Raw genomic sequence first — 12,543 nt, forward strand, 5'->3', positions numbered from 1 at the left:
CCTCGCCGGGGCTCGACAGCTCCCACCTTTGATCTTCATCCAGACTGAAATCCCGAGTCCACCGCCAATCCCTTGTGGGAGCTGTCGAGCTCCCACAGGGTTCTGGTGTTACCAGCCGCGCCCGGAGTTGACCCAGAAATTCACGGACAGAGAGGTGGAGACAGATTCCACCTGATGGAACCAGCCTTCAGGCAGGAACAACAGGTCGCCTGCCTCCAGGGTCACCCGAAGGAAGCTCACGTCGCGGGACGCCGGGAAGCGTTGGTAGTCCGGGGCGTCTGGGTTGACTTCGCAGCCGTCGAGCCCGCCCTCTGGCGACGTCGACCAGGTGCCTAGCGCTTCACGGTGATGCGGTGCGGCGAGGGTGAAGGATTTGCGCCCCCAGACCTGGGCAAACATATTGTCCGTGTCATCGCGATGCAGGGGCGTCAGCGTGCCTTTGGGGCCGATCCAGATGCGTGGCGCGATGAACTGCGACTGATCGAAGTAGGGCGGGTGTTTGATCTGCTGCATCAGTTGTGCCGGCAGAATATTGTTGCCCATGTAGGCAGGCGGCGTGCCGTCGGCGTTTTTCGCTGCGGGAGTTTCCAGCGAGGCAATAAAGTCCGCCATGGAGGTGGAGCGAAAGTCGCGGTCTGCGGAGAAGGTCTTCTTCACGTAGTCCCCGTGACGGGTGATGCCTTGCAGTTCGGCGAAGTGCACCAGGGATTCTTCGCGGCTGAGTTTGAACAGGGGCCAGTCCTGCAGCGCATCGCTGATCACCAAGGGGATGCCGTGGGGCAGGTAACGGCTGCGAAATTCGCTGACGGACACTTCGCTGCGCGGCCGGCGTTCCACGGTGCGCAGGGGCGGCAGGCTGGCTGAAATTCGCTCGCTCAAGCGCGCCGGCGTCGGGTAGCGCTTGTTCTTATCGACCTTTTCCACCTTGGCGCCACCCTGGCGCGCATGGTCGATGATCTGTGGCAGCATCGTGGCCAGGCCCATATTGCCGCTGATCTTCAGGCGTCCGCTGGCAAACAGCTCTTCGACGTTGACCATGCCCCCCATGATCCCGAGAAAGTCCCGTTCCGTCACCTCGATGGTCACGTCGGGGTGGGCGTGGCGGCCACGCTCGGTGCGGCTGTGGGTTTTGACCTCGGACCAGAATGCCTGTTCGGGTGCGAATGTGAATTGAAAGACACCTTCAATGCCGACGGCGCCGGCATTGGCAAACAGCTTGGTCAGAATGGTCTGCAAATCCACGGCGATCCCTCTTGTATTGGTTATTGATCTGAACAAGGGAACGAGCGTTGCTGCATGAAATTTATACATGATGTTGCGGGTGGTCTGGCGTGACCCTAATTTGCCCAGGCCTTCATCCGTTCCTTTTACACGTAATAGATTGGGGTAAACGTGGTGACCAAGCTGACACTGCTGTGCTTGCCGTACTCCGGCGCCAGCGCCATGGTCTACAGTCGGTGGCGGCGCAAACTGCCGGAATGGCTGCACGTGCAGCCAGTGGAGCTGCCGGGCCGTGGCGCACGTTTTGATGAACCTCTGCAAACTGACATGCGCACCCTGGCGCGCCAATTGGCTGTGGAGCACAAGCCGTCGCTTGAGGCGCCTTATGCGCTGTTCGGGCATAGCCTGGGCGCCTTGCTGGCGTGTGAAATGGCACATGCGTTTCGCGCCTTGGGCTGCCCGGAGCCGGTGGCGCTGTTTGCCTCGGGCACGGCGGCGCCGACCCTGCGCAGTGACTACGATCGTGACTTTGCCGAACCCAAGACGGATGAGCAGTTGATTGATCAACTGCGTACTTTCCAGGGCACCAGTGAGGCTGTGCTGGCGGACAAGGAGCTGATGAGCCTGACCCTGCCGGTACTGCGCGCCGATTTCTTGCTGTGCGGACGTTTTCGCCCGCAGGAGCGGCCGCTGCTCAAATGCCCGGTCCATGTCCTGGGTGGCAAGGAAGACAAAGCCACCACGGAGCAACTGATCGGCTGGAGCAAGGAGACGGGCGGCAGCTTCTCGGTGGATATGATGACCGGTGGCCACTTCTTCATTCATGAGCATGAAGCGCGGGTGCTGCGGGTCATCAAGGAACACTTGGAGGGGCATCATCGCCGCTACGTCCAGATGAGCGCACTCGCTCGCTAGAACCGCGCCCGCTGGCGCAATCGATTGTTTACAGGAGGCCCATCATGGGTGTTGCCTTGGGATTTTCCGTTGGTCCGTTACGGGCAGGGCAGGGGCGTTTGCCGCTGCTGGTCGAGGCCACTGAGCCAGGCACCAGCCTGCTGGCGGTGTTTGAAGAACTCAGCGCGTTGGTGGATGAACACTTGTTGCGCGACGGTGGGATTCTGTTTCGCGGGTTTACCCTGGAGGGTGCCGAACAGTTTCGCGAGTTTGCAGCCAGTTTTGGTCATCCTTTGTTGAGCTACGAGTTTGGCTCGACCCCGCGAAGCAGTGTCACGCAAGGGGTGTACACCTCCACCGAGTATCCGGCGCACCAGAGTATTCCGCTGCACAATGAGCAGGCCTACTCCCGTGATTGGCCAATGAGAATCTGGTTCTACAGCATGATCGCCGCGCAGTCGGGGGGCGAGACGCCGATTGCCGACAGTCGTGAGGTCTACAAGCGTATCCCGGCCTATATCCGCGAGCGTTTCGTCAGCAAGGGCCTGATGTATGTCCGCAACTTCGGCAACGGCCTGGATGTGGCTTGGGAGCAGGTGTTCAATACCGAGGACCGGGCAGTCGCCGAGGCGTATTGCAAGGCGCACGGAATTGTTTGTGAGTGGAAGGACGATGGCGAGTTGCGCACCCGCCAGACCTGCCAGGCGGTGGCTCGCCATCCGCGCACGGGTGAGATGGTCTGGTTCAACCAGGCGCACCTGTTCCATATTTCCAACCTGCAAGCGGAGGTGCGTGAATCGCTGCTGGACATCGTTGATGAGGAAGATCTACCGCGTAATGTCTATTACGGCGATGGCTCGGCCATTGAAGACGAGGTGCTCAACGAGATTCGCGCGGTGCTCGACGACTGCATGATCAGCTTCCCCTGGCAGTCGGGTGATGTGCTGATGCTCGACAATATGCTTGCAGCTCACGCGCGCGCGCCGTTCGAGGGCAAGCGCAAGGTGATTGTGGCGATGGCCGAAGGCTTTTCTGCCGACCAGCTGTAAGCGTCATCCTCGATTGTTCCCGTACAAGCGGGAACGATCACTCTGTATCCAGGCCCTGTAGCCACTGACTCATTCAGCAGTCAGCCAGGCGGCATTGCGGTGCTTCAAGCGCAGAATTCCTCAAGCGCCTCAAGGTCCTGCGGACCTTATCTTCTCTGCCTCGGCGACTACAAGATAGTTGTTCTCAGTCGCTAATTTTCCCCGGTTGCATTCGTTTTATAGGGACGACGTGCCTTTGTGCTTCCTGCCTATTGATCCGGATGCTAAGAAATGAATGCTGAAGACTCCTTGAAACTCGCTCGCCGGTTTATCGGGTTGCCCCTGGAAAAACGCCGGCTGTTCCTTGCGGCCTTGCAAAAGGAAGGGGTGGATTTTGCTCAGTTTCCGATCCCGGCGGGTGTAGAAGTCGAAGATCGTCAGGCGTTGTCCTACGCACAGCGACGGATGTGGTTCCTCTGGCAACTGGATCCGCAAAGCGGCGCCTATAACCTGCCCAGTGCCGTGCGGCTCAAGGGTAGGCTCGACGAGTTGGCACTGGAGCAGGCCTTCGCCAGCCTGGTGGAGCGCCACGAAGCCTTGCGCACGGTATTTCGCCAGTTACCTGACGAAAGTCTGCAACAAGTGCCCGCCAGCGCCCCGTTGATTGTCGAGCGCGAGGACTTCAGCATCCTCCCCGAGGACGAGCGTGAGCGCCGGGTTCGCAGTGAAGCCCAGGAGCAGTCAATGCAGCCATTCGACCTGGCTGCCGGTCCGTTGCTGCGAGTCAAGCTGATCAAGCTCGATGCCGAGCAGCACGTGCTGTTGTTGACCTTGCATCACATCGTTTCCGATGGCTGGTCGATGAGTATCATCATCGACGAATTCGTGCGCTTCTATGACGCTCACCGTCGTGGTCAGGCGCTGAGTCTCGAACCGCTGCCGATCCAGTATGCCGACTATGCCTTGTGGCAGCGACGCTGGATGGAAGCCGGCGAGCAGGAACGCCAATTGGCGTATTGGCAGGAGCAACTGGGCGATGAGCATCCCGTGCTTGAGTTGCCGACTGACTTCCCGCGCCCGGCAGTGGCCAGCCATCAAGGCCGTCGTTACGAGTTCGATCTGCCGACAGCCCTGGCGGATGAATTGCGTCAGTTCGCGCGCCAGCAGAATGTGTCGTTGTTCACCGTGTTGCTGGCAGCCTTCAATATTCTGTTGTATCGCTACACCGGCCAGACCGACTTGCGGGTCGGTGTGCCGATTGCCAACCGTAACCGGCTGGAAGTCGAAGGCCTGATCGGTTTGTTCGTCAACACCCAGGTGATCCGTGCGCGCTTTGACGAGCAGACCCTGGTCGCTGGCCTATTGCAGGACCTCAAGGACGTGGTCAATGCCGCGCAGGCCCATCAGGACCTGCCATTTGAGCGTCTGGTCGATGCTCTCAAGCTGGAGCGTAGCCTGAGCCACACCCCGCTGTTCCAGGTGATGTACAACCATCAGCCGGAAGTGGCTGACATCGAGACGTTGCAGCTGAGCTCCGGGCTCAGCTTGAGCCGGCTTGAATGGGACAGTCGCACCACCCAATTCGACCTGACCCTGGATACCTACGAAAAAGGCGGCACGCTCAAGGCTGCCCTGACCTTTGCCAGTGATCTGTTCGTTCAGGCGACTGTCGAGCGCATGGCGGGCCATTGGCTCAAGGTGCTCAACGAGATCGTCGCCGACAGCGCGCGGCGGGTCAGTGAACTGCCGGTACTCGATGCCGCCCAGGTGCAGGCCCAGGTCCTGGACTGGAACCGTACCGAGGCGCAGTTCCCGGCGCAGCGCGGTGTGCATCAGTTGTTCGAGGAGCAGGTGCAGCGCAATCCACAGGCGATTGCCCTGTTGTTCGACCAGCAGGCCCTGACGTATCAACAACTCAATCAGCGCGCCAACCGTCTGGCGCACAAGCTGCGCGAATCGGCACCGGCTGGTGCCGAGTTGCTGGTGGGCGTGGCCACCGAGCGTTCGGTGGAAATGGTCGTGGCGCTGCTCGCGGTTCTCAAGGCCGGTGGTGCCTACGTGCCGCTCGATCCGGAATACCCCAGCGAACGCCTGCGCTACATGATCGAAGACAGTGGCGTGCGCTTGCTGTTGACCCAGAGCCACCTGCTGGACAACCTGCCGCTGGGCGAGACCGTTCAGGCCTTGTGCCTGGACCAGGAAGGCGACTGGCTGGAAGGTTACAGCGACGCCAACCCGGCACTGCCATGCCTGCCGGAACAACTGGCCTACATGATCTATACCTCGGGCTCCACCGGGCGGCCCAAAGGGGCGGGCAACCGTCATACGGCACTGACCAACCGCCTGTGGTGGATGCAGCGCGCCTACAGCCTGGATGCCCGCGACACGGTACTGCAAAAGACCCCGTTCAGTTTCGACGTCTCGGTCTGGGAGTTCTTCTGGCCGCTGATGGTCGGTGCGCGGTTGGCCGTGGCGCTACCGGGCGAGCACCGGGAGCCGGCACGCCTGATCGAAACCATCGGGCGTTACCAGGTCACGACCTTGCACTTCGTACCCTCGATGTTACAGGCCTTTATCCATGAGGCCGGGGTCGAGGCCTGTGGCAGTCTCAAACGCATCATTTGCAGCGGTGAAGCCCTGCCGGTGGATGCCCAGCAGCAGGTGTTCAGCAAATTACCGGGCGCCGGACTGTTCAACCTCTATGGCCCGACTGAAGCCGCCATCGACGTGACGCATTGGCGGTGTGTGGACGAGCGTCGGGCCAGCGTGCCCATCGGTGTGCCAATCGACAACCTGCGCACCCAGATCCTTGGTTCCGGCCTGAGCCTTTTACCCGTCGGCGCGGGGGGCGAGCTGTACCTGGGTGGGGTTGGCCTGGCCCGTGGTTATCATCAGCGGCCAGGGCTGACCGCCGAGCGCTTTGTGCCCGATCCGTTCAATGCGGGTGAGCGCTTGTACCGCACCGGCGACCTGGCGCGTTATCGGGTCGATGGGGTTATCGAATATCTCGGGCGTCTCGATCACCAGGTCAAGCTGCGTGGCCTGCGTATCGAACTGGGCGAAATCGAAGCCAGCCTGTGCGAGCACGAACTGGTCCGTGAGGCTGTGGTGCTGGCCCAGGACGGCAAGCAGTTGGTGGCTTATCTGGTGTTGACCTGCGAGCAACCGCCGGCCGACTGGCGCGAACAGCTCAAGGCCAGCCTGCTGCAAGGCCTGCCGGAATATATGGTGCCGCAACACCTGCTGGAGCTCACGGTGCTGCCGTTGATGCCCAACGGCAAACTTGACCGCAAATCCCTGCCGCGCGCCGAGGCTGGCGTGCAGGCCGAATACGTTGCCCCTGCCAGTGATATCGAGAAGACCCTGGCGGCGATCTGGCGTGACGTATTGCGCGTGGAACAGGTCGGTCTGGAAGACAATTTCTTCGAATTGGGCGGCGACTCCATTGTCTCCATTCAAGTGGTCGGGCGTGCCCGTCAAGCCGGGATTGCCTTCAGCCCGCGGGACTTGTTCCAGCACCAGACCGTGCGCAGCCTGGCACAGGTTTGCCAGGCCAACGTTGCAGTCACCCTTGATCAAGGTCCGGTCAGCGGCGAGGCGCCGCTGACCCCGGTGCAACAGTGGTTCTTCGAGCAACCGATGACTCAGCGTGCGCACTGGAACCAATCGCTGTTGCTGACCCCGCGAGAAACCCTCGACCTGGCCCATGTGGATGCCGCCGTACTGCGCCTGATCGAGCAGCATGATGGCCTGCGCCTGCGTTTTGAGGCCGGCACCCAAGGCTGGACCCAGGTCCACGGCGCGATGCCGGATGCATCGCCGGTATGGCAACGCCAGGCGGCTACCGCCGAGGAACTAAACGCCCTCTGCGATGAGGCTCAACGTAGCCTGAGCCTGGCGCAAGGCCCGCTGTTGCGGGTGCTGTTGGTGAATATGGCGGACGGTAGCCAACGGCTGTTGCTGGCCATCCATCACCTGGTGGTGGACGGGGTGTCCTGGCGCGTACTGCTTGAAGACCTGCAAAGCCTGCTGACCCAGGCCAGGGCCGGTGCAACCCTGGTGTTACCGGCGAAAACCAGCGCCTACAAAGCCTGGGCCGAGCAGTTGCAGGACTATGCCCAGCGCCCGGCCTTGGCTCGGGAGCTGGACTATTGGCAGGCGGCGCTGGCCGATGCTCCCGCAGACTTGCCCTGCGATCATCTGCAAGGTGGGTTGAGCAATGCCCTGGGGCAAAAGGTCGCCGTGACCTTCGACGCCCAATTGACACGTCAATTACTGCAAGAGGCGCCGGCTGCCTACCGTACCCAGGTCAATGACCTGTTGTTGACCGCGCTGGCACGCGTCATTGCCCGCTGGAGCGGTGAGCAATCGGTGTTGATCCAGCTTGAGGGGCATGGTCGCGAGGAGCTGTTTGAAGACATTGACCTGACCCGCACCCTGGGCTGGTTCACCAGTCTGTTCCCGGTCAAGTTGACCCCGGCACAGGACCTGGCCGGTTCGATCAAGGCGGTCAAGGAGCAACTGCGCGCAGTGCCCGGCAAAGGCCTGGGGTTCGGTGTGTTGCGCTATCTGGGCGAGCCACAGGTACAGGCGATGCTGGCCGAGCTGCCGGCACCACGTATCACCTTCAACTACCTGGGGCAGTTCGACGGTCAGTTCGACGACGGCGCGCTGTTCGTGCCGTCCACCGAGAAGTCAGGCGTGGCCCAGGACGAGCAAGCCCCGCTGGCCAACTGGTTGAGCATCGAAGGGCAGGTGTATGGCGGTGAACTGTCATTGCAGTGGACCTTCAGCAGCGAGTTGCACGAGCGCGCGACCATCGAACGCGTGGCTGAAGACTATCGCCAGGAGTTGACCACGCTGATCGGCCATTGCCTGCAAGCCGAAGCCGGTGGGGCCACGCCTTCGGACTTCCCGCTGGCCAGCCTGACTCAAGAGCGTCTGGACGCGCTGGAGACCCCGCTGGTGCAGATCGAAGATATTTACCCGCTGTCACCGATGCAGGAAGGCTTGTTACTGCACACCTTGCTGGAGCCGAATTCGGGCATTTACTTCATGCAGGACCGTTACTGCATCGACAGTGACATCGACCTGCCGCGCTTCCGTAATGCCTGGCAGCAAGTCATCCAGCGTCACGATGCACTGCGGGCCTCGTTCAACCTTGACCATCAGGGTGAAATGCTGCAAATCATCCACCGCCACGCGCCGCTGCGCCTCGACTGCCTGGACTGGAGCGAGGTGCCGGCCGAGCAGCATGAAGCCGATTTACAGCGCCTGCTGGAGAACGAGCGCCAGCAAGGCTTCAACCTGTTGGAGCAGCCGCCGTTCAGCCTGCGCCTGATTCGTCGTGGGCCCCAGCAATACTGGTTCATCCTCAGTAACCACCACATCTTGGTTGATGCCTGGTGCCGATCCTTGCTGTTGCAAGACTTCTTCACCCTTTACCAGGGCAAGCAGATGCCGCAACCGGCGGCGCGTTACCGTGACTTTATTGCCTGGCTGCAAGAGCAGGGCGAGGAGGCGGCAATCAGTGCCTGGCGCGAAGAGTTGCAAGGCGTCGAGCAACCGACCCGGTTACCTTACGACCGGCCCATGCAGCGCCAGGGCGGCCAGTCACAGATCGGTGACCGTTACCTGAACCTGGAGCGCAGCGAAGGTCGCGCCTTGCGTGAGCTGGCCCAGCATTATCAATTGACCGTCAATACCTTCACCCAGGCGGCTTGGGCTCTGGTCATGCACCGCTACAGCGGCGAGTCGGATGTAGTGTTCGGTGTGACGGTGGCGGGTCGACCGATCAGCCGTCCCGAGATGCAGGATACCGTTGGCTTGTTCATCAACAGCATCCCGCTGCGGGTGCGCATGCCGCAGGCTGGTAGCGTCAAGCAATGGTTGCAGGCACTGTTCGAACACAACCTGGCCTTGCGTGAGCATGAGCATCTGCCGCTGGTGAAAATCCAGGCCTGCAGCCACATCGACAGCAGCCAGCAGTTGTTCGACAGCCTGTTTGTGTTCGAGAACGCGCCGCTGGAGAGCGCGGTGGTCAGCGGTGCCCAGGAACTCAGCGCGATTGCCGACAGCGCACGGACCCATACCAATTACCCGTTGACGGTGGTGGTCTACCCGGGCGATGAGCTGGGGCTACACCTGTCCTACGACCAGCGCTTCTTCGATGAGGCAACGATTGATCGCTTGCTGGACGATATGAAGCGTGTACTGGGGGCGCTGGTCAGCGGTTTCCATGGCCAGTTCTCGGCCCTGGCGCTGCTGTCCGACGCGGACCGCTACCAGTTGGTTGAGGCCTGCAACCAGACTGAACGCAGCTATCCGCTGGAGCAAGGTTATGTGCGTCTGTTCGAGGCCAGTGTGGCGCAGTACGGCGAGCGCACGGCCGCCTCGTGCCTGGACCAGCAATGGAGCTACAACGAACTCAACCGCCAGGCTAACCGTGCCGGTCATGGCCTGATTGCGGCAGGTGTACGGATCGACCAGCCAGTGGCTTTGCTGGCCGAACGGGACCTGTCGTTGCTGGGCATGATCATCGGCAGTTTCAAGGCGGGTGCCGGTTACCTGCCGCTCGACCCGCATTTGCCGGATGAGCGGCTGTTGCGTTTGCTGGAGTTGAGCCGCACGCCGGTGCTGTTGTGCTCCGCCGCTTGTGCCGAGCGTGCCCGCAGCTTGTTGGCCAGCCTTGCAGTAGAGGTTGCGCCGCGGCTGTTGGTCTGGGAAGACCTTCAGCAGGGTGATGCTGCGCAGGGCAACCCGCACATCTACGTCGGTGCCCGCCATTTGGCGTATGCGATCTACACCTCTGGTTCCACCGGTACGCCCAAGGGTGTGTTAGTCGAGCAGGGCGGCATGCTCAACAACCAATTGAGCAAATTGCCGTACCTGGAACTGGGGGAAAAGGACGTTATCGCCCAGACCGCATCGCAGAGTTTTGACATTTCGGTATGGCAATTGCTCACCGCACCGCTGTGCGGGGCGCGTGTCGATATCGTGCCCAATGACATTGCCCAAGAACCAGCAGCCTTGTTGGCCCATGTACGGCAGGCGGGTATCACGATTCTGGAAAGTGTGCCGTCACTGATCCAGGGCTTGCTCGATGAGCCAGTGATGGCTTTCGAGCACTTGCGCTTTATGCTGCCAACCGGTGAAGCGATGCCGCCGGAACTGGCCCGCCGCTGGTTGCAACGCTACCCGGCAATCGGCCTGGTCAACGCTTACGGTCCTGCCGAGTGTTCTGATGACGTGGCCCTGTACCGCGTGGAAATGGCCGCGACCCAGGGGACTTGCCTGCCCATCGGCAGCCCGACCGACAACAACCGCCTGTACCTGCTTGACGGCCAGCTGCAACCGGTGCCTGTGGGCGCTGTGGGTGAACTATGGGTTGCTGGCGTCGGTGTTGGCCGTGGTTACCTCAGTGATCCGGGACGTACGGCCATGGCCTACCTGCCGGATCCATTTGCCCTGGAGGCGGGTGGCCGGCTGTACCGCACCGGTGACCTTGGTCGTCGGCGTAACGATGGTCTGCTGGAGTACGTGGGGCGCGTCGACCATCAAGTCAAGGTGCGTGGTTTCCGGATCGAGTTGGGTGAAATCAGTGCGCACCTGCTGGAACTGGAGGTGGTACGCGATGCTGCAGTCGATGTCTTCGAAAGCGGCACTGGCAAGGCCTTGGTGGGCTACGTGGTGCCGGCATCGTCCGACCTTGCCCAGGATGCATTGCGCGATAGCCTGCGTGACAGTCTGCGCCAGCGTCTGCCCGATTACATGGTGCCGTTGCAATGGGTGTTCCTTGAGGTGCTGCCACTGACCCCGAACGGCAAACTGGATCGCAAGGCCTTGCCGGCGCCGGATGCCGGTCAGTTGCAACAATGCTTCGTGGCCCCGCGCAACGAACTGGAGCAGCGTGTCGCGCAGATCTGGCAGGACGTGCTCAAACTGGAGCGTGTCGGCTTGACTGACAACTTCTTCGAACTGGGCGGCCATTCGTTGTTGGCCACCCAAGTGATTTCCAGGGTGCGCCATGCGCTGAATATCGAACTGGCGCTGCGTACGCTGTTTGAACACACCACCTTGCACGCCTTTGTCCAGGCCCTGGGCCAGAGCCAGGCCGGTGGCGAGCCGGCGCTGGTGGCGGTGGATCGTCAACAGCCGCTGTTGCTGTCCTATGCCCAGGAACGGCAGTGGTTCCTCTGGCAACTGGAACCCCACAGTTCGGCGTACAACATCCCGCTGGCCCTGCGTCTGCGTGGAGCCCTGGACGTGGCCGCTCTGACACGCAGTTTCAATACGCTGATCGAGCGCCATGAAAGCCTGCGTACGCGCTTTATCCAGGACCAGCAGGCGCTGCAAATCATTGATGCCCCGCAGGCATTGGCGCTGGTGGCAGAACCTTTGGCCAGTGACGCGCTGATCGCCGCCGCCGTGCAAGCCGAAGCTCAGGCGCCGTTCGATCTGCAACAGGGGCCGTTGTTGCGGGTGAAATTGCGGCAACTGGCGGCGGATGATCATGTGCTGCTGCTGACTCAACACCACATCATTTCTGATGGCTGGTCGATGCAGGTCTTGGTGGAGGAACTGATTGCCCTGTATGGCGCCTTTAGCCAGGGCCAGAGCCTGGAGCTGCCAGCCCTGGCGATCCAGTACGCCGATTATGCGCAATGGCAGCGCCAGTGGATGGAGGCCGGTGAGCTGCAACGTCAACTGGCTTACTGGAGCAACCAGTTGGGCGATGAGCAACCGGTACTCGAACTGCCGACTGACCGGCCGCGCCCGGCGGTGCAGGATCAGCGTGGCGCGCGCCTGGAAATCCCGTTGGACGCGGCGCTGAGCGCCGGCCTGCGACAACTGGCACAGCGCGAAGGCGCGACGCTGTTTATGGTCTTGCTGGCATCGTTCCAGGCCTTGCTACATCGCTATAGCGGGCAAAGCGACATTCGTGTCGGCGTGCCAGTGGCCAACCGGCAGCGGGTCGATATCGAGCGTTTGATTGGCTTCTTCGTCAATACCCAGGTGCTCAAGGCCGAGGTGGATGGCCAGGGGGCGTTCATCGAACTGTTGCGACAGGTCAAGCACACGGCGCTGCAGGCCCAGGCCCACCAGGACCTGCCGTTCGAGCAACTGGTACAAGCGTTGCAGCCGGAACGCAGCCTGAGCCATAGCCCGCTGTTCCAGGTGATGTACAACCACCAGAGTGAGGGCAAGAGAAGTATCGACGTCGATTTGCCAGGGTTGCGGGTCGAAGGCCTGGCCTGGGAAAACCAGACCGCGCAGTTCGACCTGACGCTGGAAACCTACGAATCGCGCGACAGCCTGAGTGCCTCGGTGGTGTATGCCAGCGAACTGTTCGACGCCAGCACCATCGAGCGCCTGGCGCAACACTGGCAGCACCTGTTGC

At 61.5% G+C, this 12,543-nt stretch carries 4 protein-coding genes; 3 read left to right on the forward strand and 1 reads right to left on the reverse strand.

Features of this window, described 5'->3' with window-relative positions; translation table 11 throughout:
- Positions 1 to 108 precede the first annotated feature (108 nt).
- Positions 109 to 1,242: a cupin-like domain-containing protein gene (locus KL786_RS28640; protein WP_215519750.1), complete on the reverse strand. Its 1,134-nt coding sequence runs from the start codon at positions 1,240 to 1,242 to the stop codon at positions 109 to 111.
- A gap of 153 nt (positions 1,243 to 1,395) precedes the next feature.
- Between KL786_RS28640 and KL786_RS28645 the strand changes: the two genes are divergently transcribed.
- From KL786_RS28645 to KL786_RS28655, 3 genes are all read left to right on the forward strand, one after another.
- A complete protein-coding gene (locus tag KL786_RS28645; RefSeq protein ID WP_082445663.1) occupies positions 1,396 to 2,136 on the forward strand; it encodes a thioesterase II family protein in 741 nt (246 codons plus the stop codon).
- Positions 2,137 to 2,180: 44 nt separating this feature from the next.
- Entirely contained in the window at positions 2,181 to 3,164 is a 984-nt protein-coding gene (locus tag KL786_RS28650; protein WP_215519751.1) for a TauD/TfdA family dioxygenase, read from the forward strand.
- A gap of 270 nt (positions 3,165 to 3,434) precedes the next feature.
- On the forward strand, positions 3,435 to 12,543 hold a 9,109-nt coding region (locus KL786_RS28655), incomplete at its 3' end, for a non-ribosomal peptide synthase/polyketide synthase (protein WP_215519752.1).

The sequence above is a fragment of the Pseudomonas sp. TAE6080 genome (assembly GCF_018732265.1).
Classification (GTDB): Bacteria; Pseudomonadota; Gammaproteobacteria; order Pseudomonadales; family Pseudomonadaceae; genus Aquipseudomonas; species Aquipseudomonas brenneri.

Excerpts from the sequence above, each read along its gene's own strand:
- KL786_RS28650 (WP_215519751.1), top strand. The coding sequence starts at position 2,181 with ATGGGTGTTGCCTTGGGATTTTCCGTTGGTCCGTTACGGGCAGGGCAG.